Consider the following 24,871-nt stretch of genomic DNA (forward strand, 5'->3'; position numbering starts at 1 on the left):
AATAACCCTATAATGAGCGTGTTACTCAGCAATTACAATTTTAGTGTTGATTTTTAATGTTATGCCCGCAAAACGTTAAAGGCGTATCTTAATTTACTGCTGGCAAAAGGAGCCTAGTATGTCTGATATTCAAAATCGTCAATATATTCTTGAGACACGTCCAAAAGGCGTAGCGAATGATAAAAATGTTGTTTTAAAAACTAACTCAGTATCAGCGCCAAAAGATGGCGAGGTATTACTCAGGACCATTTATCTATCACTTGATCCCTACATGCGAGGACGAATGAGTGATGCTGAATCATACGCTGATCCTGTAAAGATTGGTGATGTGATGGTAGGCGCAACCGTATGCCAAGTTGAGCAATCAAACCACCCTGACTACCAAGAAGGTGAATGGGTGTTGGCATACACAGGCTGGCAAGAATACGCAATAAGCGACACTGAAGGCTTAATGAAACTGGGGAAAAACCCTGAAAATCCTTCGTATGCACTTGGAATTATGGGTATGCCTGGTTTTACCGCCTACATGGGGCTTTTAGATATTGGTGAGCCAAAGCCGGGCGAAACAGTCGTGGTTGCTGCAGCTACAGGGCCTGTCGGTGCAACTGTAGGGCAAATAGCTAAATTAAAAGGCTGTAAGGTCGTTGGCGTAGCTGGCGGTAAAGAAAAATGTCAACATGCCGTTGAAAACCTAGGCTTCGATGCCTGTATTGATCACAAAGAAAATGATTTTGCAGAGCAGTTAAGCGCAGCGTGTAATAATGGTATTGATGTTTATTACGAAAATGTCGGTGGCCATGTATTTGATGCTGTGTTACCCCTGTTGAATACAAAAGCACGTATTCCGTTATGTGGTTTAGTATCACAGTACAACGCTACCGAGCTGCCGCCAGGTCCAGATCGCTTATCTATGCTTATGAGTCACATTTTAAAGAAACGCATTAAAGTACAAGGGTTTATTATTTTTGATGACTACGCCCATCGTTATGAGGAATTCGCAAAAGATATGCAAACATGGTTAAGCGAAGGAAAAATCAAATATAAAGAGCATCTTGAAGCTAATTTCGAAAATACGCTGAACGCCTTTAATGCGATGTTAAATGGTGAGAACTTCGGTAAAACTGTCGTGCAAGTTCAGCAGCCAATTTAAATTTCAAGGCGTAGTCAGCTTGGCTACGCCATTTTTAAGGATAACGAATGATTAAATTACACCATTTAAATAAATCACGCTCTAAACGTATTATTTGGTTACTGGAAGAGCTTGGTGTCGATTACGACATTGTTGCTTATCAACGCAATAAAGAAACCTTCTTAGCACCTGATGAACTAAAACAAATTCATCCGCTGGGTAAATCGCCCGTTATTGAAGATAACGGTAAAGTAATTACAGAATCTGGCGCAATTACCGACTACTTAATTAGTAAGTACGGTAAAGGCAAGTTTATGCCAAGCCTGCAAAACGACAACTATGTTGATTATCAGCAATGGCTTCATTTTGCCGAAAGCTCAGCAATGGTCCCTTTTTTATTAAAATTATTTATTACAAAAGATGGCTGTAAAACCAACTTTATTGGTGATTATGCTGATCATGAAATTGGCAAGATACTGAGTTATGTTAATCAGCAATTAAAAGGTAAGCAGTACTTAGTGGATGAAACTTTGACCGGCGCTGATTTTATGATGTCTTTTGTTGTAGAGAAAGCTGATGAGGCAGGCCTGCTAGCACATTTCCCTGAAATTAAACGTTATTTAGAGCAACTGAAAACTCACGAAAGTTATCACACAGCCAATGAGCTAGAAGCAAAATACGGTTAACTCAATAAACAAAGGTACTTCCTGTACCTTTGTTTGCCGCAAAGCGTTGAAGGTGGACTACAGCCATACTTTTACTTCACCAATATTATCAAATAAGTCAGCGCAGCTACCATTTAAGCCGCACACACTCGATTGCGGCCTGACTTTTTAGCCTGATACATGGCTTCGTCAGCCCTTTCGATTGCCGCCTCGATATCGTCATCGGCATTTATTAACGAAACACCAAATGAGCCTGTCACATTGATGTGTTTACCTTTGCCAATTTCAATTTTTAAAACTTCAACGCCAGCTCTTAATCGCTCAGAAAGTGATTTGGCACCTTCTAGCTCTGTTTGGGGTAAGCAGACTAAAAACTCTTCACCGCCATAGCGATATAGTTGGTCGTACTTCCTTAAGTGAGATTTAATACATTTAACAAGGGCTATTAATACCTTATCGCCCGCAGCATGGCCAAACTCATCGTTCACTTGCTTAAAGTGATCAAGGTCGATCATTATCAGTGCGCAGCTCAGCGATTTACGTTTGCAAAGCTCATGCTCTTTTTGTAGGTTTTCAACTAAATTTGTTCGGTTTGATGCACCCGTTAAAGGGTCTCTTGTGTGCAGCAATTCAGAGAATTCATCGATAAGGGTTTCAAATAATTCATGCAAGCTATCTAAATCGGCATGAAACTGGTCCAATAAATTAGCCGGAATAACGGACTTAGACTCTTTTAACGATAACAGGACTTTGGCACCTTGATGCATCTTTTGATGCGCACAAGCGATTTCAGAAAAGTAAGGGTGAAGACTTATGGTCTGTTCGGGTAGCTTATTAAACCATTGCCCAAAACGACAAAGGTTATGAGCATTATCTGCTAAGTCTTGTTCATCTGCAGGTATGTCTGCAATTAAGCACCTTAATAAATTTCTATACCATGACTGGTGCCACTCAATGGCCTGCTCGATTTCTGCAATCACGTCTTCAAGCTGTGTATTCGACAGAGAATTAATGCCCTGCTCGGTATTTTGATGCATAGCCAATGAAAAGACTTCCGCTTATTATTTTATTTCCTAAAACAGTACCTAAGGTAAGTTACAAACTCAACCTAAAGCGCTAGAAATAGATGGCTTAATCAACTAATCGATAACCAACAGCGGGCTCAGTTAAGATATGTTTAGGGCTTGCCGCATTTTGCTCAAGCTTTTGTCTTAACTGACCAATATGTACACGCACATATTCAGGGCGATTAATATACTGCTCTCCCCACACCTCAGATAAAATAGCGTTATGCGTTAATACCTTGTCTTTTTGCTGAAATAACAACAGCAAAATAGCGTACTCTTTTTTAGTTAGTTTGACTTCTTCAGCACCTTTACGCACCACATGTTTATGTGGGTCGATGTGAATATCGCCACATTGCAGGGTCAGGCTTGGTGTTGTTTGCATACGCAGTAGCACCCGAATACGTGCTAGTAATTCGTTTGCGCTGAATGGTTTGGTCAGGTAATCGTTAGCGCCGTTATCAAGGGCGGTGACTTTTTCTGTTTCGCCGTCACGTGCAGAAAGTACCAAAACAGGGAGCAGGCTCCACTGCCTAAACTCCACCAGCCAATCTTGCCCATCCATATCGAGCAAACCTAAATCAAGCAGCACTAAATCAAACTGCTGCTGGCTTAAAAGTGCAAACGCATCAAGCCCTTTCGCGCACACACTGACTTCATGGTTACTTGCTTTGAGCAGTGTTTTTAAAAAACTTTGCAGAGGCGGTGAGTCCTCTAAAACCAAAATATTAGCCACGGCTGTTACTCCAAATTAATATAGCTGTTGCCTGCTTTGTCTGCTCATTGAGGGTTAATTCAAAGCGCCCCTGATGACATTTAGCAACCACATCGCAAATAACACTCCCTAGGCCAACGCCTTCATCTTGACTCGTCTCGTGCTTATTAGCAAAAGGGTTAGTTAACACAATTTGGTATTCGTCTTGTGTTTCAATAAATTGCATGCTCGCCGAACCATCTCCGTAACGAGCTGCGTTTTCGAGCATATTGGCAAAGGCAATTTCAAGTAAGGTTTCATCGCCAAAACATATGCTTTGTTGCTGAGCTTCGATGTGCAGTTTAAAGTTTTGTAGTTGTTGCTGACGGCGTGATTTAGCTTCGCTGATTAAGGTCAAAATGGGTAGTTTTTGCCATTTAATATTCTCAGCTAACTTATTCACTTTACTGAGCTCCATGACTTTATCAAAGTGCTGGTTAAGAATTTTACTTTGCTCATAAATATTAGCAGCTTGCTCTTTGATAACCTCAGAGCTTAGTTGAATATCATCATCAGCCAACATGCTTGATGCGCCCATAATGGTCGCTAATGGTGTTCGTAAGTCATGGGATAAACTGCGCAACAAGGTGTTTTTTGACCTTTCTAACTCGGCCTGTACTTTAATCGCCGCTGATTGCTCGCGTAGTAAGGTTTTTTCTTGAACCTGATACAGTAAAGAGCACGCTGTATTCGCCAAAGCCTGTTGCTCTGTATTAAGTGCTTTGGCAAACGCAATACCACCAAATTCCGCTTGCTGTTCGTTTAAATAAATAAACTGCTTAGACGCTGTTAACTGCCAATCACACGCAACCTTTAAATGTGCGGCCATGGTTGTTAAAAACAGCTGCTTTTGCTCCTCAAGGCTATCGAGATCATTAAGCTTTTTAGCTAATTCATACAATAAGCGACTATTACTTGCATGGGCTTGCACATCGCGAACCTTGGTATTGAGCTCCCCGGCTAAGTGGCTTATCACTAAACCCACAATCAACATCACCAAAAAAGTGACCACATATTCAATATTTTCGATATGAAAAGTAAAATACGGCACCACATAAAACCAGTCAGTACAGGCGACACTTACTAAGGTGGTAAGCGCAGCAACACGACGATTACTGCGCACCGCAACCCAGGTCACCCACAGCAGCTGTAGCATCACAATATCGGTGGTTGTAAACAGTTCTCGAAACGGAAATATCGCGAGCACCACCACAAGTGGCATCAACACACTTAAAAATGCGGCTTTTAAATACTGTATTTTGAATACTGACTGCATCATCTTTTCACTTATTGTTTGTCCCTATTAGATTAAAGGGTTTTCAGTTTTGTCACTATAAAGTTTTTATAAAGTTTTTTTATCTCAGCATAAAATCTTTATAAAGCTTTCAACCTCTCTAAAGACTTCTGTTTTTTTGCTATTAGCATTTAGCGCGTACCCACAATAGCGAGAAAGACAATGGCTCAGTTTGCAGTAATCGGATTAGGACGTTTTGGCGTAACCGCCTGTTTAGAACTTTCAAAACAAGGTCATACAGTGTGTGCCGCCGATATTAGCGAAAGCACCGTTAATCACTATGCCGACCAACTCAGTTTTACCGTGGTGGTTGATGCCAGTGATGAAACACAATTAGCACGGCTCGATTTACCCAGTTGCCAAGCCGTATTGGTGGCCATTGGCGAGAATATTGAAGCCAGTATTTTATGTGTATTGCATTTAAAAAACTTAGGCGTAAAGCAAATTTGGGTAAAAGCCTGTACCAAAAGCCATCATCAGATACTAAGTAAACTCGGCGTTGACCGCATCATTCACCCTGAAGAAGAAATGGGCGTGAGGGTTGCACAAGCGCTTAACTACCCAATGGTTAATCAATATTTCCCGCTTAACCAATCCACGTTTATTGTTGAACTAGGCATTGATCTGCAACTTTCAGGTCGCAAAATTGGCTGGCTACTCAAAGAGCGTAATAGCGATATTAAACCGCTCACACTACGACGTGATGATTATTTCAATACAGAGCTGACTAACGACACCGAACTGCGCCACGGAGATAGTCTGGTGTTACTGGGCTCTAAAACCTACTTAACTAAATTAGCAAAACGGTTTCGTGCATTATGATTAACTGGCAAGCCAATGTTTACCCTAAACAATTTAGCGGTGTAAAGTGTCGTAAGCGGCAAAAAGTAAACCCACCTTTAGTGCTCACTATCGGCTTTATTGTGTTAATTATGCTCGGCACGGGCTTACTCATGTTGCCAATGGCAAGCACCCAACCGATCAGCTGGCTCGATGCATTATTTACGGCAACCTCTGCGGTTACAGTAACAGGGCTGGTGGTCATCGACACTGGTACTGATCTGACTGTATTTGGTCAAAGCGTAGTAATGCTGCTGATTCAAATAGGTGGTATTGGCTTTATGACCGTGGCGGTGATTTCAATATTAAGTTTAGGAAAAACTCTAGGCTTACAGCAACGCTTACTAGCCAGTCGCGCTTTCGACACTAACGATTTAACCTCGGTGATCAAGGTTGCTAAGTATGTTTTAGTGTATTCATTAGTGATTGAGTCAGTGGCATTTTGCTTACTCTTTATTAGTTGGTTTGATGAATATGGCGCACTAAAAAGCGCCTATCACAGTCTGTTTTATACGATTTCGGCGTTCAATAATGCGGGCTTTGCGTTAAGCGGCGATAGCTTATCGGCATTCAAAGGCGATATAACCGTAAACGTGATAATCACCGCTTTGTTTATCATCGGCGGCTTAGGGTTTACTGTACTGATTGATATCTACAAACAAAAGCGCTGGTCGTTACTATCAACCAATACCCGCTTGGTGTTGATTGCCACCTTTGTGCTCAACTGCATCGCATTTATATTGATTTTTTTCTTTGAACACGCCAATCCGGCGACATTAGCGCCGCTATCAACGTCTGAGCAGATATTAACGGCTTGGTTTCAAGCGGTGACACCTCGTACCGCAGGGTTTAATACCCTACCGATTGATGGTTTGAGTCAAGATTCAACGCTTTTGACTATGCTGCTGATGGTGATTGGCGGTGGTTCAGTTAGTACGGCGAGCGGCATAAAGCTCGGCACCTTTGTGATCCTAATTCTAGCGATGCGCAGCTATTTAAAACAGCAAACCACGGTCACCGTGTTTAACCGTCAGCTGAGCGACAAGTTAGTGATCAAGGCATTAAGCGTCATGATACTGTACTTATTTATCGCTTTTACCAGCATTATGATCATCACCAAGCTTGAACAAGGGTCGTTACTTGATATTACCTTTGAGGCAATTTCGGCACTCAGTACCGTAGGTCTTTCGCGAGGTATTACTGGGGATTTAAGTGCGCCTAGTCAGCTCATCATCATATTGCTGATGTTGATAGGTCGAGTTGGGCCACTAACATTTGCTTATTGTTTTGCTCGCCAGCACAGCCAACCTTTGACCTACCCTACTACCAGTATTCAAATTGGCTAAGTGTACAATTTTGACATTTTTTAGTATTAAAATTGTGAACTTGAAAAGCAGTAAAATAAGTCTACAATAATGACATATAAATATGCCATTAATCATTACTTGAGAGATAAATTGAAAAAGTCAGATGCAATCAAAAAGCTATCAGAATTTGATAAACAAGGACGTTATATTTTTACAATGTCTGATTTTGCAAAGATTTTTTTTGATGATACTAATAGGAGCTTGAGAGCGGGGATCTCGCGACTCATCGATGATGGCTTTTTAATTAGAGTTGCAAATGGTATTTTTATTTACGCTCTTGCTCAGTCAAAAGGAAGTGATACGCTGGAGCTAATTGCAAAGACAATCCGCCGCGGTGAGTACAATTACGTTAGTTTAGAGTCTGCACTTTCAGAGTATGGAATTATTTCACAAATCCCCGTTGGCAGATTGACCATTATGACAACAGGACGCTCGGGTGAATATAAAACGCCTTTTGGTACAATTGAATTTACTCACACTAAGCGAGATCGTTTAGACATTCTAAAAAACACGATTAAAACGGATCGCTCTTTGAGGTTTGCAACGAAAAATACAGCTCTAAGGGATTTAAAAAGAGTTGGCCGGAATACTCATTTAATTGCAGAGGAAGCATAAGATGAAAACTGAACAAGAGAACTTTGCGCAACTGGTAAATCTCGCTATGCAAACCACAAATGTTTCTCATATGCGGGCTGTTATAGAAAAAGAGTTATTGCATTACGACATCCTATTCGCTCTCGAAAGAGGTGGATTCCTTGATAAGCTAGTATTTCAAGGAGGTACTTCTTTAAGATTATGTTACGGCGGAAATCGCTTTAGTGAAGATTTAAATTTTGCTGGTGGTAAAGAATTCAATTCACTCATGTTAAAAGATATCAAAGCATGTATTGAAAAGTATATTGGCGAAAGATATGGCCTTGAGGTGACAGTTAAAGAACCGAAAGAGTTAAAAAAAGACCCTAAATACTCAGAATTAAAAATAGATAAGTGGCAAGTTGCAGTAGTAACTGCACCACAAAGAAAGGATTTACCCAAACAAAAAATTAAGTTAGAAGTTGCCAATATTCCGGCCTACACAAAGCAGCCTTTACCACTGAATTTGAACTATGATTTTCTGCCTGATGGATACAGCGATACACTGATCTTAGCTGAAACACTCGATGAGGTAATGGCTGATAAAATAATTTCATTACCAGCAACAACAAAGTATGTGCGACATCGAGACATTTGGGATCTTGCTTGGTTGCAACAGCAAGGGGCTCAATTAGATATTGAACTAGTTAAAAATAAAGTTGCTGACTATCAACTTGAGCAATATCAGTCCATGCTCACTCATTTAATTGATAGGTTACCCGAACTTACCACGAGCCCTGAGTTTGTCGGTGAAATGAAACGCTTTTTAGATACCGAAGTATTCGATAGAACTCTCGGTAAAGAAAAGTTTCAGTTGTACTTACAAAATACCCTGACAGAGTTATTCAAGACAGTTCAGTCAAAAATGTTTACCGAAGCTACAGAGCCTGATTTTAAAATGTAAGACCCTGCTACAACTGCTGTAGCAAGGTTTTAATGTCACTGTATCGTTGCTGTTCGCAAAGGCCAAAACCTGATAGTTGCCTGACTTTATTACGAGTAAATAAAGGCACGCTCATGCCCGCTAAAAAGCGGCACTGTGTATCGATGCTCACATCACTAATCCCTTTAGCAGCTAAGTGCTGTTTAAGCTCAGCAACTTTGCTGGCAATCACATTTTGCTCAGGCATTTGATGCACTAGTGAGTAACTAAGTTTTACCTGCTGGCCTCTACACACTGAACAATGGCCACATTGCTGGGGTGCATGTTGATCATCAAAATAGCGAGCTAAGTTATAACTTAAGCAGCTATCAAGCTCAAAAAAGCGTACTAAAGTAGCGATACGTTTAATTTCGGCCTGCTCTTTTTCGATAAAATATTGGTGAAGTTGCTGTGCTAAATCAGCGTGATTTATTACCGAGTTATTCACCTCATACACTTGCGTGATACGTTTAGTTTCAAGGGCTATGTGGCCCTTTTCAGCCAAATAATCGAGCGCTGCAACCACGCGCTTTCTATCAACTTGAGTGGCACGGGTTAGTGCATCAAAATTAAGTGTGCCCCAAATTTTCTTAAACTCAGTGTGTTTGAATACCTGTTGTAAAAACGCTTGTCGGTCAGCATCAAACTGGCTAAGTAGCTCGTTTTGCTCCGTTAAAAACTTATATTTAAAATCGGCGTAATAGGCATATAAAGGCGTAATAGCCCCTTGCATCTCTAACTGTACTAGTAAGGTTTTTAACGCTAAAGCACGAATATTACTTTCGCTCGATAAGCTGTACTCTTGCATTTCCCACTGGTTGTTCGTTTGTTCGTTGCGAATGTTATTAATGACATAGTCAATCCCACTTTGCTCGGGAGTGTCGGCATAAACGAAGTTCTCAACGGTATTTAAGCCATCAAGGTTTGCTAGGGTAAAACAGTTTGACGGCGCACCATCTCGCCCTGCACGGCCAATCTCTTGGCTATAGTTTTCAATCGATTTTGGCAAATCATAGTGGATCACAAAGCGAATATCAGACTTATCAACGCCCATTCCAAAAGCAATGGTTGCCACAACGATATTGATTTTACCCGCCATAAAATCATCTTGGATTTGCCAGCGTTTATCATCCTCAAGGCCTGCATGATAAGCCACCGCATTAAAGCCCGCTCTTGCCAAGCCTTCTGCTACTTGCTCAGCGGTATGTTGTAAGGTGACATAAACAATCCCAGCACCTTGTTGGCTGGCTATAATACTGGCTAATTGCTGAGGTTTTTCTTGGCTTGCAACACTGAGCACTGATAAGTCGAGGTTGCTTCGGTAAAAGCCAGTTTGCACCACACATTCTGGGGCAATAGCAAAACGCTCGCACATATCGCGCTTTACTTTTTTAGTCGCTGTAGCAGTGAGAAGTAATACCAGTGGAATATTAAGCTCTTCACTATAGCGCGGCAGCTTTAGGTAATCAGGCCTAAAGTTGTGACCCCATTCAGATATACAGTGCGCTTCATCAACCACCAGCATCGAAATAGACACTTGTTTAATAAATTCACGAAAGCGCTCATTCTTAAAACGCTCAACTGAGACCATTAAAATTTTCACCTTTCCTGCTCGCACATCACTCATTACCGTATGACTTTGCTCACTGGTTTGGCTTGAATCAAGGCTTGCCGCGTAAATACCTTTGCTATTTAAAAAGCTGATTTGATCTTTCATCAGTGCCAATAATGGCGAAACTACTAAGGTCAAATTAGGTAGGTGCATTGCAGTTAATTGATAGCACAAAGATTTACCCGAGCCAGTTGGAAAAATTGCCAACGACGATTGCTGATTTAATAACTGCTCAATGGTTTGTTGCTGACCTTGGCGAAACTCATTAAAGCCAAAGTATTGATTCAACGAAGTGTGTAGTGGTGTAGTCATCCTGATCCCTCACTTTCATTTCCCTTTTCAGGTAATGATAGGTCTCTTACTGCGAATTAGCCATGTTAACGTGTTTAACTCAATCTCCCAAGGCCATTGATATAACTAAGCGCACTATATTGTTCTTAACAGGTACTGACAAAATCAGTAAAAAGGCGCACAATGGACGCGTTGCCATGGGGTATTGATGGATGGACTTACAATACCTAAGCGCTTTTTCGCAAGAGTGTTTAGGTATTATACTTTTGAGGGCAACGTAATGATTAACCAACCTCCTAAAATCGTGATAATCGGTGGTGGCGCTGGTGGCTTAGAACTAGCAACACAATTAGGACACAAACTCGGGAAAAAACGCCAAGCAGAGATACTTTTAATCGATAAAAACCGCAGCCATATTTGGAAGCCGTTACTTCATGAAGTAGCGACGGGGTCGATTGATGCCGATTTAGACGGCGTTGTATACTCAGCTCATGCAGCAAAACATCATTATAATTTTCAACTCGGCAGCTTTTGCCACTTAGATCAAACCAACAAAACCATTACTTTAAGCGAGTTAAAAGACGAACTTGGCCACCGTATTTTACCTGAGCGCCAAGTCAGTTATGACTACCTCGTACTTGCTATAGGCAGTGTCAGTAACGACTTTAATACCCCAGGTGTTAACAAGCACTGTTTTTACCTTGATTCAAACCAACAAGCTGAGCGCTTTCAGCATGCTCTACTCGATAACTTCACCCGCTTACATCAAGATGACGACCCACAGCATTCTTTAACCATTGCCATAGTGGGTGGTGGTGCAACCGGGGTTGAGCTGTCGGCAGAGCTTTATCATGTATCAGACATGCTGAAAATGTATGGCCTGAATAAAATGACCGCTAAACGCTTACACATTGATTTAATTGAAGCAGGGCCGCGAATTTTACCCGCGTTACCAGAGCGTATTGCAAACTCAGCTAAGCGTGAACTGGTTAAATTAGGGGTAACGGTGCGCGAAGGCACGCAAGTAAAAGAGGCCACAGAAAACAGCTTTATCACCAAAAACGATGAACATATCAAAGCCGATATTATGGTTTGGGCTGCGGGTGTAAAAGCCCCTGATTTCATTAAAGACATTGGTATCTTTGAACTTACCCGCAATAACCAAATTAAGGTGAACCAATATCTGCAAAGTAGCGTTAACGACGATATTTTTGTGATTGGTGATTGCTGTGCATTTACTCAAGAAGATGGCACGCAAGTGCCGCCCAGAGCGCAATCGGCTCATCAAATGGCGCAATGTGTTGAAAAAAACCTTATAGCCACACTCAAAAACCAGCCTCTGAGTGCCTTTAACTACAGTGATCATGGCTCTTTAGTTAACTTGTCACGCTACAGCACAGTAGGCAGTTTAATGGGCAACCTAACCAGTAATAGCTTTTTTATAGAGGGTAAAATAGCGCGATTTATGTATATTTCGCTCTATCGTATGCATCAACGTGCCATCCATGGCAGTGCAAAAACCTTTGCACTGTGGATCAGCGAAAAAGTACTACGCGTTGTTAGGCCAAAAATGAAACTGCATTAAGCTACAGCATAAAGCCGGCAAATTAGTTGTTTGTCGGCTATTTGTGCACTTCGTCCCCAAGTCATTGACATCAAAATATAAAACCATACACTTCAGGCAAAATAAATCCATGGATTGAATATGAAAAAAGGTATTTCACTAACCGTTTTTGCAGGGCTTTGTGCCTGTGGGACCTACCTGATATTAGATAAACCCACTCCCATCGAAGCGATAAGCAACAAAGTCTCGACATCTTCTGCTAATATCGCTGAACAAAAGAAAGCTACGAGTTTCTTTGAACCATCAAGCCAGCCAAATAGTAAAGCATCAGAGCTGGCTAAGCTCAAGCTAGCCAAACACCAGTGTAAGCAACAAAGTTTAAAAGCCACTCAAGCTGCAGCTGATCACAGTCAAATAGAGGCAGCGATTAAACAAGCATTAAAAGACGGTGACTCTCTTGAAGATATTTTAAGTTATTCAGAGCTTGTGAAAATATCTTACCGTTCATTTAATACCTTAGTTATTAACGCAATCAAAGAGAATGCAGAACAGCAATTTCAATATGCCTCATCTGTTAACATACTAAAAAGCTGGCAAGGACTTGAGGTCATTGATTATTTTGATGCTGATACAATCAACCAACTAACGGCAGTTAATGGACCCCTTAGTCAAAATACAGGTTCAATGATGTTTAATGTTCCATTACCTGAGCAAGTAAACAAAACAGCATTGTACAAACTATTAGATAACAACGATGATTTTAATACCTATTTAAAAACACCATTTAAAATCGGTCCATCACGGCTCATTTCACCATCTATTTTGTTTCTTGCTAATGCTCATGCGCTTAGTTTGACTGAGTTTGAAAACGCAATATCCAGCAAAGAGTTTACTGTTAACGACATTGCTGTGGCTTTAAAAAGCAACTTACCTAATGATTATTTAACAGCCCTCATCTCTCAAACAGCACAGCTAGGCGGCTCGCCTACAGCAATGAGTGATGACTTTATGGATGAACAATTGTATTTAAACCTTGCTGATGTGGCTGTGAGTGAATTTAACGTACCAATTTTAAAGTTGTTAAGTGAACGAGGTATTGAGCCCACTAATCAGCCAAATGTATTTACAGCGATGGATATAGCCATTGTAAACCTAAAGGGCAGCTCAAATAGCGAAGTACAGCCACTAGAGAGCAAACACTTAGAAACACTAAGTTATCTAAAAAATAAAGGTTATCGAGCTCACGGCGAGCTTGTGCGCGACACACCGAACGATAGGCTACTGATGCTTAAATCTTCATTTTTACCGAGTAGCCTTTTATTTGTTGGCGACCAAGTTGCTAATGATGCTTTTTCTCAGTTCAAAGATTTAAAGCTAATCCCAAATAACCAAGCATTTAAACGTAAAGAAAAAGATAACTCTGCAATATCAAAAGCACTCAGTGCCTATGAGAGACAAAAACAGCAAGCCAAAAAAATAACTCCTGAGTGTGAAACGATAGATCAGCGGATCAATTCACTAGAAGCGATAAAAACACGCTCTCAAGCACTCGAAGAATTAGAAACGCTCGAAGCGCAACAAGGCTTACTAACTCCCAATACGCTTCAAGAAATCGACCCTGTACAAGTTCATAATTGGCAATTCTTGCATTCAAATGAGTATAAATATCAAACCTCAACGCAGTATCAAGCCTTTAAAGAAGCAATTGTCGAAAAAGACTTTAGTACTGTTGCAACGATTACCCAAACAGCAAAGCTCAGTACCCACCAGACAAATATGTTGCTTGCAGCAACAATAGCAAACGCTCAACAATTGACGTCTATTTGGCAAAACAGAGTCGCTCCAACTGCACCTGAAAATCTTTTTGTATTTACTAAGTTACCATTAGCACAATGGCAAACATTAGCCGATAGTGGCTTTGATTTTTCATTAAAAGACATGCAAAACAACGATATGTATTTTTATGCAAGCATGCATTCAAAAGAAGCAGTTAAGTTTTTAATGAGCCTTGCAGTTGCACATGATTTTTCTAAACCTGGGCTTGATATTCTCGACCAAGCACTGGAGCAAAGCTATAACACACAAACCCTCGCAGACTATATGCCAAGCGCATTAAAACTTGTTGAGCAATATGAGCCTAACCACTTTCGCCGTGCTGAGCGTCTAAAAGTTTTTGTCCCTGATGTTTATGAAGAGCTTATTAAACTTGAGCCAAAACTTGCACCCAAAGGTGGCACTGTAATGAATAACTATCAGTACAGCGCTTATTAAGCTCCTTACCTATTTGAGCCGTAAATTAACCTATCTGTTTACGGCTTAGCCGCGTATAATGCCCACTTTTTGTGGGGCGCAAAAATTGAATATTATTACTCTAAGCGTTTTATCGCTTGCTATGTCGACTGATGCTTTTGCAGCTTCAATCACCAAAGGCAGTACACTTAAAAATCCTCGTGTTCTGAGTGCAATCAAGCTTGGTTTATTGTTTGGCTGTATCGAAGCTATCGCACCGATTGTTGGCTGGCTAATTGGCAGTGCCGGTGCAGATTACGTTGAAGCCTTTGATCACTGGATTGCCTTTGTGTTGTTAGTGGGTTTAGGTGTTCATATGTTGCTTGAGAGTCGTAAAGAAGATGACGACGATGAAGAAGAACTTGCCCCGAATACCAAACGCTCTTTCATTGCCACATTACTAACCGCTGTTGGCACTAGTATCGATGCCATGACAGTAGGTATTAGCCTTGCTTTCATGAAAGTGAACATTTACTTAGCAGCCGCCATGATAGGCCTAGCAACCACAATTATGGTTACCATCGGCGCACTACTTGGTAACGTAATGAGTGGCTGGGTTGGCAAAAAGGCCGAAGCAATCGGTGGTGTTGCACTTATCTTTATCGGCTGTGGCATCCTATACAGCCACACCATGGCTTAACCTAACAGCTTATCAAACTCTTCTTTGGGCATGGGCTTATGAAAATAGTACCCTTGCCCAAGCTCGCAGCCTAAATCGATTAAACTATTTAAGTGTTGCTTTTCTTCAATACCTTCAGCCACAATTTGCAAATTCAAGATATGCGCTAAGCTGGTGATGGTTCTAACAATGTCCATACTTTGTGTATCGGTGAGCATATCTCTCACAAAAGATTGATCTATTTTGAGTACATCCACGGGAAAGAGTTTTAAATAAGACAAACTTGAATAGCCCGTACCAAAGTCATCAATGGCAATGGCTAACCCTAAGTCAGAGAGCTTATTAAGCATCATTTTTATTTCTTCAAAATCATGCATCAACGCGCTTTCGGTTACTTCAAGCTCTAACAGTTCACTGGCAAGCCCCGCTTGTTCAATGGTATCAGCAACGAGATTACAAAAATTACCATCGGTAAATTGTTTTGCTGCAATGTTCACGGCAACCTTTATGTTATGCCCTTTATCGGCCCACTCTTTAGCCGCTTTACAGCTTTGCTTAAGCACTGACTGGCCCAAAGCATGAATAAGACCTGTTTCTTCTGCAAGGGGTATAAAATCCAGTGGTGAAATTAGCTTATTCTCGTCATCTCTCAGTCGCACTAGGGCTTCAACACCAATAATTTTTTCTGTCAAAAGCGCTAGTTTCGGCTGATAAAATACCTCAATCTTATCTTGCTCAATAGCATGTCTTAAGAGCTTTTCAACGCTTTGACGCTGCTTAAATTGATACTCTAAGTCATCGGAGTAATAACAAAAACGGTTACGTCCCTGCTCTTTCGCACGGTACATGGCTGCATCGGCATGAGTCATCATCTCTTCTGCTTGAGTAGAGTCCGCAGGGTTAACACTCACCCCCACACTGACCGATAATATATACTCTTGGCTATCAATACGAAACGGCTCATTCATGGTGTTAATAATATCGCTGGCAATGGCATCTATCGCGGAGGTGCTCTGCACGTCAGGTAATAAAATTACAAATTCATCGCCGCCAATTCTAGCTAACGTGGTGTTTAAATCGATGAGAGACTCAAGGCGCTTAGCCACATGTTTAATAATTAAATCGCCTTGATGATGACCTAGGGTATCGTTTAAGTACTTAAAGTGATCGATATCAATCAGCATTAAAGCCACTTTCTTTTTCATGCTCATAGCGACTTTACATGCATGAGTGACCCTATCATGCAATAACACCCGATTAGGCAAGTCTGTTAGTAAATCATGATTAGCTAAATGGCTCATTTTCACTGCCATCGCGATTGATTCACTGACATCATGAAACACGATAATACCGCCAATGATATTACCTTCAATATCACGTATTGGCGCAGCTGAATCTTCTACCCTATATACTCGCCCATCAAGCCCAGTTAATTGACTATTTAACGCCATAGCAACAATGCGCTGCTCTTTTAAAGCAACAGATATAGGATTGACGAGTGTTTTGTTAGATGTTGCATCAACGAGCTTCATTACCTCTTCAATATGGCGCCCTTTTGCCTCTTCAACGTGCCAACCTGTTAATCGCTCAGCAATGGGGTTCATAAAGTTAATAATTGCGTTGTTGTCCGTGGCTATTACGGCATCACCAATAGAATTAAGCATAACCCGTAAACGTTCAGACTCATTCGATAGCAGTTTTTTTGTATGGGTAATTGAGGTGATGTCCGAAAGAGTAAGAATAACACCTACAACTTCTCGCTCTTTTATTCTTAAATTTATTTGCGCTCTAACATATTCAATCTTATTGCGAGGGCTAGGCAACTGAATATTTAAAACTTCTTGCTCTATGCCCTTAGTCAAGCAGCGATGAAAAGCCTCATACAATTCATCTGGTAATACATCTTTAGCGAAACAACCTAACATTTGCTCGCTGCTTTTTGAAAACCAATGGCTGGTTTCATCATTACTAAAGAGGTTTTCCTCGGTATTTGACCAGTAAGATATATACACAGGTACTTGCGCAACGAGTGTCGAAATATCATTTTTTGCAGCCAGTATTTGCGCCTCTTGGTGTTTAAGCTTTAACTGGTTTTGTACTCTCAGGCGACAAATGTTCAAATCAACGGGTTTATGAATAAGATCAATCCCACCGCTTGCAAAACTTTGATATTCAAAAATTTGCTCATTATGAGAGGTAACGAAAATCACATGACTTTGCGCGGTTTTAGGGTTGTTTTTAAGTTTTTTACACACCTCAAAGCCATTCATGCCAGGCATTTCAATGTCGAGCAAAATCACATCTGGCTGAAAGAAAACTGCTTTCTCAATTGCTTGAGTGCCATTATCGCAACAAACAATCTCACCAAGGTCGCTAAGCGACTCGGCCATAATCATCAAACTAGTCGGCTCATCATCCACTACAAGCACTTTATTGTGTGAATTTTCATGATGAGAAAAAAGCATATCCATCGCCTCTGTAAATAGTACTTAAAAAAACTCTAGTCCTATCTCAGCAGACGCGCCAACATAAAAAATAATTTTTTAATTCTTAAGTTGTAGAAAATCCCAAAATCCGGTCTATGATTTATTTATCGCGTGGAGGGAATAGTTTGCAACCGGTAGCTAGTCGCACAGATTTAAAGCTTAATAATTCTGTTATTTTGATTGTTGATGATGAACCAATTAATACAACCGTAATAGAAAGTTTGCTCTCGCCCTACTATAAAACTCACACTACAGATTGCGGTGAAAACGTGCTGCACCTGTGCGAAACCGTTAAGCCAGATTTAATATTGCTTGATGTGATGCTTGGTACTATGAGCGGCCTAGATGTTTGCAAGCAATTAAAAAAACACTCCCAATACAAAGATATTCCGGTGATATATATTACCGCTATTATGGATCAAGATGACCAAAATCGCTGCTGGCAAGCAGGCGCCGTCGATTTTGTATCAAAACCGGTTTATGGCGTCACATTACTTAATCGCGTAAAAGCGCATTTGACCTTAAAAAAACAAGCTGATTTGCTCAAAAACCTTTGTGAACACGACAGCCTCACTGGTTTAAACAACCGACGATTTTTACAAAACACCCTTGATCAAAACATTCGTTTAGCCATCAGAAACGATAAAGCCCTTTCGGTATTAATGCTCGATATTGATTACTTTAAACAGTACAACGACTCTCTTGGCCATCAACAAGGTGACGAATGCCTAAAACGCGTTGCTGATGAAATCAAAAAAAGTGTTAACCGCCCAACTGATACCACTATCCGCTATGGCGGTGAAGAATTTTTATGTGTATTGCCAGACACCGATATTCAAGGGGCACAATTTATTGCCCATAAGCTATTGGCAAACATTCGTGAACTAAATATTGAACACCCACATGCAACCTCTGGAGTCCTCTCTATTAGTATTGGTAGCGCAACATTTTCTGGGCATGAAGCCATCGACACTGACGAACTAATTCGCAGTGCCGACAAAGCGCTCTATCAAGCCAAGCATCAAGGGAGAAACCGCTGTGTTTGCATACTTGCTGAACCCAGTTTTAGCTTTTAAGCTAAATCAAACCTTACTACCGACTCACGTTTGCGGTATGGAGGGCTGAGCCATGGATTACGAAGTATTACACCAGAAAAAAACGACAACATCTGAAGGACGCTTTTTAATACCATTAGCGATTGCTTTTATAGCCGCAATTATGTGCTCAGCAATCTTCTTTTTCGAACTACAACTTCATAAAAATATTAATAACAGTGTTGCTGAACGACTGAGAGAATCAAGCGCTACCGTAGATGTGCAAGTCCATGAAAAAATAAATAAATATAAAAACGATTTACAGTTTTTATATTCCACTCCACCTATAGCAGGACTTGCCAGAGCTGCAGCAAATGGTGGTAACGACCCTCTTGATAACACTACCTCAGAGCAATGGAAAAAACGTTTAGAAACGATATTCGTTGCATTTTTACAATCAAATTCTGAATTCGAGCAATTACGTATCATCAGTACACAACAAGCAGGACAAGAACTTATCAGGGTAGACAGAGCTGCCGGTGGCATAGTTGTAAAATCCGATAATCAGTTACAGGATAAAAGTGGCCGTGATTACTACCAACAGAGTTCGCAATTACCACAGGGTGATATGTATTTATCAGCAATAACACTTAACCGGGAATATGGAAAGCTCGATTATCCATATAAGCCTATGCTGCGAATAGCCTTACCCATTTTTGATGAAAATATGCAGCGCTATGGGCTGATTATTGCAAACATTAACACCTCTCACCTATTTGCATCTCTTAATGCGATGGTACAAGCACCAAACTCATTGATCCTAACAGACAGCGAAGGCTACTTTTTAGTTCACCCAAATGAAGACTTACGCTTTAGTCGCGACTTAGCGCCAAACAAACGTTGGGACTCAGTGTATAAATCTGAACCCGCCTATCTAGAAAATATACTCAGCATTAGCTCTAACTTTGCTGGTGAACAACAATACGAAGCGTTAAGTAAACGCATACCTCTTACTGGGGATTTAGAAACCGGGTTTATAGATGCCCACATTATGCTACCTCACTCTGAAATTAATGCGATGGAACGCGAGCAAAGGATCAGCACTTATGCATTTTTGTTGGGCGTATCTGCTTTTTTGGTGTTTGTGCTTGGATTTTTACATCGAAATTTAAAGCGTAATCGTGAGCTTGCCGAGGCAAGAGCAGTATCTTCAGCCATTATTAGCGGCTCAAAAGATGCCATTATTGCGGTCAGTGATATTGGTCTTGTGTCTAGTTGGAATAAAGCGGCCACTGAACTGTTTGGGTTTCAACGGGAACAAGTTCTAGGCGCTGATATAAACAAACTGAATCTATTTCCAAATATTAATATTAAAGAGGTATGTAACGAGGTTAAAAGCCAACGAAAGCAACATGAAATTGAAGTCGACTACCAGCAATCAAATCAACAAACAACTCATTTAGCACTCGCTTTTTCAGCTATTTTTGATGAACATCATCAACACAACGGCTCAGCCATCCTCATTCGCGACACTACCGTTGAAAAGCAAGCGAGCGACAAAATTAAGCAAATAAATAACGAACTCGAAATTAAAGTCGCACAAAGAACTGCCCAGCTCGAAAAAGCCAGCCAAGTTAAAAGCGCTTTTATATCCAATATCAGCCATGAAATGCGTACTCCCTTAAACGGCATTATCGGCACACTTAATTTAATTAAACGAGAGTCATTAAGTAACCAACAGCAACATTATTTAGAAATGACCGAGGTAAGCGTTAATAGCTTAAATGTGCTCATTAACGACATTCTTGATTTATCAAAAATTGAGGCTGGCAAACTCGACTTGGACAAAAAAGCGTTTAACCCTATTAAGTTTTTTGAAAGCTTAAGTGGCAGCATGGCTGTTAAAGCACAAGAGAAAAACCTTGAATTTATTTTAGATATTGCCGATGTTGAGTACAGCTCGATTGTTACTGACCCTCATCGTTACTCACAAGTGCTTACCAATTTAATAAATAACGCGATTAAATTTACTAAAACAGGCTTTATAAAATTTACCGCCGCGAGTAAGCGACTTAGCGATGATAACGTTGAGCTATGCTGCACAATTCAAGATACCGGCATTGGTATTGCGCCTGAAAATCAAAATAAATTGTTTAGTGCTTTCACCCAAGCTGATAACAGAGTAGCTTCGCAATATGGGGGCACAGGGCTTGGTTTATCGATATGTAAGCAGCTAGCCAGTTTATTGAATGGACACATATCCTTTGAATCAACCGAGGGGAAAGGGAGTGCTTTCACATTTACCATTCAGTTAGACAGCCAAAATGTAGAAAAACGCCAACCAAGCAGCCGCTTAAAAGACAGCGTTTTTGCTGTGTCGGTCAAACAACCTGAGCTTGAAAGAAGCCTAACAAAACTAATCTCTCATTGCGGTGGACAGCTCACGAATGTTGACCTAGAAAGCTTTGAGGTAAGCGATAACATGCCCTTTGATACGCTAATTTTAGAGCCTGGCAATCCGTTACTCGCAAAACTTGATAGCTTTAGTGAAAATACCTATGACTATAGCCTGCCCTTTAAATTAGTAGTGCTTATAAACCCAACCGAACCACCACCGCAAGCTAAATTCTGCACCTTTATGCGCTTATCTAAACCTGTGCTTATCTCTGAGTTTTTACTTAAACTAGCTGATGAACGACTCATAAAAGAGCAGCCTGCTCAAGACACAACACCACTTCGTCGCGAGACTGATACGCAAATTCACATAGATGTTGATATTGCTGGAGCAAAAATCCTGATCGTTGATGATAACGATATAAATGCTGCAGTTGCCAAAGGCACATTAATGAGCTTGGCACTGCGCTTTGAAATGGCGTCGAATGGTCAGCAAGCCATTGAAATATTGGCCAGTGCACCTGAAGACGACCCATTTAACTGCGTGTTAATGGACTGCCAAATGCCTGTACTAAATGGCTATGATGCTGCGGCACAAATACGCAAAGGGGCTGGTGGAGAGTACCATAGCGACATTCCTATTATTGCCATGACAGCCAATGCCATGCTCGGTGAGCGTAAAAAGTGCTTAAATGCAGGTATGAGCGATTACATCACAAAACCAATCAGTGCCGATAAGCTCATCACCACCACAGCAAAATGGGTTGCATCAACGTACCCTAAACATCATACAGCGCCAAAAACGATTGCTGTGCCTGAGGTAAATCAGTCGCCCGCTATACTGCAAGAAGAATTAATCGATGAAGAAAAACAGCATTGGAATCGCGAAGCAGCCCTCGGTCGTTTGATGAATAACGAGGTGCTATTAAACAAAGTGAGTAAGATGTTTTTAGAGAGCTCACATAAAAAAATAGCGCTACTAACACAAGCAATCAAAGACAAAGATTACCATGGGATTGCAACCACCAGCCATGCCCTAAAAGGGACCTGTGGCGATGTTGGTGCAGCCAAATTGCACCAGCACTTTACTGAGCTGGAGGTGCTGGCCGCAAGTAAGGGCAATACGCTAAAAGATATTCAACTTAAGCTACTCGAAATCGAAAAAGACTACGAGATTTTGTTAGAAATTTTACAAAAGCATACCGTAGCCAGGGTCGGCTAATTTTATTGAGAGCAAATAAATGGGCTTTGAAAATCAAAGCCCATTTTTCATTAAAGCGCCGCATATTTGTCTTCTAATTTTCATAAAGTGGGAGTATGTTTATACAAACCACTAAAGGAATGACGCTATGACCGCTAAAACGCTGATTTTCAACTTTGATGGCACAGGCAGCGAGCCTCGTGATGCTGAACAATTCAGCGCTGCACACTTCAAAGAAGACGCCAGTATTTCTAATATTCTTAAACTTCATTTACTTTTTGGTGGCGCACTCAATAGCGAGCCCGAAACACCATTTCCAACTCAACTTAGCTTTTATTATCAGGGTATAGGCACCCAAGGTAGCCGCTTTCGACGTTTATTTAATCAAGCCCTTGCACCAAGAGGCGATGATGTTGCCAGCATTTTAAATCGTGCTATGAGCGACTTTAAAAGCTACTACACTGTAGGTGATAAAATACTTCTGACTGGTTTTAGCCGAGGTGCTGCCCTTGCTAGGCGCTTTGCCAAATGTTTAGAGCCACTTATTAGTGATGATGTTTACTTATGTGTATTTGATACCGTTGCATCTATTGGTTTTTCAAAAGTAACAAAAGCAACCCGCGGTGCTGAGCACGTTATTTTTGAAAACTACACACTTGCAAGCAATATAAAAGCAGCCCTTCATTGCGTAGCACTTGATGAAAAGCGCCGTGCATTTGAACCCACACTTATTAATAGTGCGCCGCATGTGCAAGAGATCTGGTTTGCGGGCGCTCATTCAGATGTGGGTGGCGGCTATTATCGTGATGGTTTAGCCGACATTTGCCTGCGCTATGCAATTGAGTGGCTGATTGAACAAACCGTTGCATTAAACTTACTTACCAGTGCGGATATCAATTACAACACCTTGCTCCCAGAAGAGCATCGTAATCTCATTGCTCAAGATGATGTCACCGTAACACCAGATCCATTGGCACTAAGCCATCAGCAAAACTATTTTTGGTTTAACCCTTTGTTTAAACTGGTAGATCGCGAATGCTGTGTATTGGTTGATAACGAACAAAGCACGCTCACGCCAACTATTCATTACACAGTAGCAGAGCGTATTAATCGTTTAACAAGCTATCGCCCTGAATCGTTAAAGAGCCTTCACTACGACGTACTTTATAATGACGAAACTCGCTTAAGCTTTAAGGGTTTAAGCCCGCATATTGCGCTTGATAAACAAAATATGACGGTGCTGAGCGTAGACGAAAGTAAAGATGTGTTTGTTTATGGCGCTGAAAAATACAACCACACAGGCTTAATGTTAGAGCAAGGTGGTACGTACCGATTTATGCCTTACCCAGAGCAAACTTGGTATGACGATGGCATTAGTTGTGGCCCTGCAGGCTGGCACCGTGACAATATTCAACTAGGGGTGAAAGAAATCCCGATGGCCGTGCTTGAACCGTTTAGACGATTACCGCACGCACAATGGTTTGCGTTGATTGGCGCTATCGATAACAACGATGAGCATTTGTTTGAAATTGCTGAGGGTGCTGATATTCGTATTGCTAAATCAGGCGAGTTTTGCCCGTTTGCCAACGACCTAAACCGCTTTTATGGGGCGAATGCGGGGCGTATTAAACTGCGCGTGACTCGTTTAGGATAGTTTAGTGTTTGGGATAGTTTATTGCTTAACATAGCGAGCGATGATCTCCGTTATCGCTTGCTGGTTGTTTAAAATTGCTGAGTTAATAGCCGCTCTGTCTTCTGCTAAAAGGGTTGTTTCGCTCAGCATAAAATAAACGCTGTCATTATTGACAATATACGGATGCAGCTCGATACCCTGCTGATTATTTTTTTGAATTAAATATAAACCAGCTAGTTCATCATCAACAAAAAAATCGACCCGCCTAGCAACTAGCATAGCGAGACGCTGACGCAAAGATGACACAGTAACGAGTTGTTCTTTATATTTTGCGTCTTCTTTAAAATGAGTGAAGTCAGGGCCAAAGTAACTACCACTGTTAGTTAAAATAACTTGCTGATGTTCGAGCAGCCCTTGTAAATCAAGAGATTCTAACCGGCCATGCGGGTACCAAAACAAGCGCATCACTTCATTACGGTAAGGCTTGGAAAAGAAACTAAAAGAGTCACGTTCTGTGCTATAGCTTGCCGCGGGTAGTAAATCGACTTTACCGTGCTTAAGCTCTGCAAAGCCGCGTTTAGATGAAGGCATAACAACGTATTTAGCGCAAAATCCTGCCTCTTTTAGCACTAAATTAACCACATCAATATCAATGCCAGTAAGCTTGCCATTTTGCTTAAAAGCATAAGGTGCCCACTGCTGACTAATCCCCACTTTTAGGGTTTTATCGCAGCTAAAAGCCGAGTTACTCAATACAGCAACAACAAGTAAAAACAGCGCTTTTAACCCCATTAAGCCACCTTAGTTTAAATACTTACAGATCATATTATTCAAGTATGGTTGATAATGTCTGAAAGACCAATGTGTGATGTGGGAAACCATAAGTTAGCGAGTTTCAAGGGGAAAGAGTAAAGTTGCGAGGTGCGAGGTGCGAGGTACGAGTCTGTAGCAGCGATTTTACATCGCGTTTGATTGATTGGTTTATCTTTTAAAATAAAAAGGTTTACATGGATTATGTTGGGTATCGCTCCGCTCGACCCAACCTACCCTAAAAATGTGCAGTTCAAATGCTGAGAAAAG

The 24,871-nt window shown here is 41.0% G+C and carries 18 protein-coding genes; 12 read left to right on the top strand and 6 right to left on the bottom strand.

The genetic code is table 11. The features are described from left to right. The first annotated feature begins 118 nt into the window (after positions 1-118). Entirely contained in the window at positions 119-1,150 is a 1,032-nt protein-coding gene (locus VRK28_RS04600) for an NADP-dependent oxidoreductase (RefSeq protein WP_062564724.1), read from the top strand. Positions 1,151-1,197: 47 nt separating this feature from the next. After that, the gene (locus VRK28_RS04605) at positions 1,198-1,815 is read left to right on the top strand and encodes a glutathione S-transferase family protein (protein WP_062564725.1); all 618 of its coding nucleotides are present in this window, start codon (positions 1,198-1,200) and stop codon (positions 1,813-1,815) included. Positions 1,816-1,928: 113 nt separating this feature from the next. On the opposite strand, the gene VRK28_RS04610 is transcribed toward VRK28_RS04605, so the two are convergent. The 3 genes from VRK28_RS04610 to VRK28_RS04620 form a co-directional block, all read right to left on the bottom strand. After that, complete coding sequence (locus VRK28_RS04610) at positions 1,929-2,831, bottom strand: diguanylate cyclase (RefSeq protein WP_062564726.1); 903 nt, start codon at positions 2,829-2,831, stop codon at positions 1,929-1,931. 94 nt (positions 2,832-2,925) lie between these two features. Further along, positions 2,926-3,594: a response regulator gene (locus tag VRK28_RS04615; protein WP_062564727.1), complete on the bottom strand. Its 669-nt coding sequence runs from the start codon at positions 3,592-3,594 to the stop codon at positions 2,926-2,928. Beyond that, complete coding sequence (locus VRK28_RS04620) at positions 3,587-4,891, bottom strand: DUF4118 domain-containing protein (protein ID WP_332393589.1); 1,305 nt, start codon at positions 4,889-4,891, stop codon at positions 3,587-3,589. Before VRK28_RS04620 ends, VRK28_RS04615 begins: the two co-directional genes overlap by 8 nt. Positions 4,892-5,068: 177 nt before the next feature. Between VRK28_RS04620 and VRK28_RS04625 the strand changes: the two genes are divergently transcribed. From VRK28_RS04625 to VRK28_RS04640, 4 genes are all read left to right on the top strand, one after another. Continuing rightward, on the top strand, positions 5,069-5,728 hold the full coding sequence (locus tag VRK28_RS04625; protein ID WP_054553462.1) for a potassium channel family protein: 660 nt from the start codon (positions 5,069-5,071) through the stop codon (positions 5,726-5,728). Beyond that, positions 5,725-7,092 (top strand): TrkH family potassium uptake protein, encoded by a 1,368-nt coding sequence (locus tag VRK28_RS04630; protein WP_062564729.1) that lies wholly within the window; start codon positions 5,725-5,727, stop codon positions 7,090-7,092. The genes VRK28_RS04625 and VRK28_RS04630 overlap by 4 nt, the downstream gene beginning before the upstream one ends. Positions 7,093-7,203: 111 nt before the next feature. Further along, complete coding sequence (abiEi, locus tag VRK28_RS04635) at positions 7,204-7,728, top strand: type IV toxin-antitoxin system AbiEi family antitoxin (RefSeq protein ID WP_332393590.1); 525 nt, start codon at positions 7,204-7,206, stop codon at positions 7,726-7,728. A 1-nt stretch (position 7,729) separates the two neighbouring features. Next, the gene (locus tag VRK28_RS04640; RefSeq protein ID WP_332393591.1) at positions 7,730-8,650 is read left to right on the top strand and encodes a nucleotidyl transferase AbiEii/AbiGii toxin family protein; all 921 of its coding nucleotides are present in this window, start codon (positions 7,730-7,732) and stop codon (positions 8,648-8,650) included. Between the two features lie 7 nt (positions 8,651-8,657). Here the strand turns inward: VRK28_RS04640 and VRK28_RS04645 are convergent, their stop codons facing one another. Beyond that, positions 8,658-10,592 (bottom strand): RecQ family ATP-dependent DNA helicase, encoded by a 1,935-nt coding sequence (locus VRK28_RS04645; RefSeq protein ID WP_332393592.1) that lies wholly within the window; start codon positions 10,590-10,592, stop codon positions 8,658-8,660. Between the two features lie 259 nt (positions 10,593-10,851). Between VRK28_RS04645 and VRK28_RS04650 the strand changes: the two genes are divergently transcribed. From VRK28_RS04650 to VRK28_RS04660, 3 genes are all read left to right on the top strand, one after another. Further along, positions 10,852-12,156 carry an NAD(P)/FAD-dependent oxidoreductase gene (locus tag VRK28_RS04650; protein ID WP_062564733.1) on the top strand — a complete coding sequence of 435 codons (1,305 nt, stop codon included), beginning with the start codon at positions 10,852-10,854 and terminating at the stop codon, positions 12,154-12,156. A gap of 120 nt (positions 12,157-12,276) precedes the next feature. Further along, positions 12,277-14,406 (top strand): hypothetical protein, encoded by a 2,130-nt coding sequence (locus VRK28_RS04655; RefSeq protein ID WP_062564734.1) that lies wholly within the window; start codon positions 12,277-12,279, stop codon positions 14,404-14,406. 85 nt (positions 14,407-14,491) lie between these two features. Continuing rightward, a complete protein-coding gene (locus VRK28_RS04660; RefSeq protein WP_062564755.1) occupies positions 14,492-15,064 on the top strand; it encodes a manganese efflux pump MntP in 573 nt (190 codons plus the stop codon). On the opposite strand, the gene VRK28_RS04665 is transcribed toward VRK28_RS04660, so the two are convergent. Then, positions 15,061-17,508: an EAL domain-containing protein gene (locus VRK28_RS04665; RefSeq protein WP_332393593.1), complete on the bottom strand. Its 2,448-nt coding sequence runs from the start codon at positions 17,506-17,508 to the stop codon at positions 15,061-15,063. The two genes, VRK28_RS04660 and VRK28_RS04665, sit on opposite strands and share 4 nt — an antisense overlap. Before the next feature lie 146 nt (positions 17,509-17,654). Here VRK28_RS04665 and VRK28_RS04670 point away from each other — a divergent pair, with 146 nt between their 5' ends. The 3 genes from VRK28_RS04670 to VRK28_RS04680 all read left to right on the top strand — a co-directional run bounded on the left by VRK28_RS04670 (position 17,655) and on the right by VRK28_RS04680 (position 23,812). Then, complete coding sequence (locus VRK28_RS04670; protein WP_332393594.1) at positions 17,655-18,605, top strand: GGDEF domain-containing response regulator; 951 nt, start codon at positions 17,655-17,657, stop codon at positions 18,603-18,605. Between the two features lie 52 nt (positions 18,606-18,657). Further along, positions 18,658-22,179: an ATP-binding protein gene (locus tag VRK28_RS04675; RefSeq protein WP_332393595.1), complete on the top strand. Its 3,522-nt coding sequence runs from the start codon at positions 18,658-18,660 to the stop codon at positions 22,177-22,179. Positions 22,180-22,306: 127 nt separating this feature from the next. Then, positions 22,307-23,812, top strand: a complete 1,506-nt coding sequence (locus VRK28_RS04680; protein ID WP_062564738.1) for a phospholipase effector Tle1 domain-containing protein — start codon at positions 22,307-22,309, stop codon at positions 23,810-23,812. Between the two features lie 18 nt (positions 23,813-23,830). Here VRK28_RS04680 and VRK28_RS04685 read toward each other — a convergent pair whose 3' ends face one another. Continuing rightward, positions 23,831-24,583, bottom strand: a complete 753-nt coding sequence (locus tag VRK28_RS04685; protein ID WP_062564739.1) for a substrate-binding periplasmic protein — start codon at positions 24,581-24,583, stop codon at positions 23,831-23,833. Positions 24,584-24,871 lie beyond the last annotated feature (288 nt).

Origin of the sequence: Pseudoalteromonas sp. P80D2 (assembly GCF_036680945.1) — a bacterium.
Classification (GTDB): domain Bacteria; phylum Pseudomonadota; class Gammaproteobacteria; order Enterobacterales; family Alteromonadaceae; genus Pseudoalteromonas; species Pseudoalteromonas shioyasakiensis.

Coding starts and splice junctions, on each gene's coding strand:
- VRK28_RS04600 (WP_062564724.1), top strand. CDS start 119: ATGTCTGATATTCAAAATCGTCAATATATTCTTGAGACACGTCCAAAA.
- VRK28_RS04605 (WP_062564725.1), top strand. CDS start 1,198: ATGATTAAATTACACCATTTAAATAAATCACGCTCTAAACGTATTATT.
- VRK28_RS04610 (WP_062564726.1), bottom strand. CDS start 2,831: ATGCATCAAAATACCGAGCAGGGCATTAATTCTCTGTCGAATACACAG.
- VRK28_RS04620 (WP_332393589.1), bottom strand. CDS start 4,891: ATGATGCAGTCAGTATTCAAAATACAGTATTTAAAAGCCGCATTTTTA.
- VRK28_RS04625 (WP_054553462.1), top strand. CDS start 5,069: ATGGCTCAGTTTGCAGTAATCGGATTAGGACGTTTTGGCGTAACCGCC.
- VRK28_RS04630 (WP_062564729.1), top strand. CDS start 5,725: ATGATTAACTGGCAAGCCAATGTTTACCCTAAACAATTTAGCGGTGTA.
- VRK28_RS04640 (WP_332393591.1), top strand. CDS start 7,730: ATGAAAACTGAACAAGAGAACTTTGCGCAACTGGTAAATCTCGCTATG.
- VRK28_RS04645 (WP_332393592.1), bottom strand. CDS start 10,592: ATGACTACACCACTACACACTTCGTTGAATCAATACTTTGGCTTTAAT.
- VRK28_RS04650 (WP_062564733.1), top strand. CDS start 10,852: ATGATTAACCAACCTCCTAAAATCGTGATAATCGGTGGTGGCGCTGGT.
- VRK28_RS04655 (WP_062564734.1), top strand. CDS start 12,277: ATGAAAAAAGGTATTTCACTAACCGTTTTTGCAGGGCTTTGTGCCTGT.
- VRK28_RS04665 (WP_332393593.1), bottom strand. CDS start 17,508: ATGCTTTTTTCTCATCATGAAAATTCACACAATAAAGTGCTTGTAGTG.
- VRK28_RS04675 (WP_332393595.1), top strand. CDS start 18,658: ATGGATTACGAAGTATTACACCAGAAAAAAACGACAACATCTGAAGGA.
- VRK28_RS04680 (WP_062564738.1), top strand. CDS start 22,307: ATGACCGCTAAAACGCTGATTTTCAACTTTGATGGCACAGGCAGCGAG.
- VRK28_RS04685 (WP_062564739.1), bottom strand. CDS start 24,583: ATGGGGTTAAAAGCGCTGTTTTTACTTGTTGTTGCTGTATTGAGTAAC.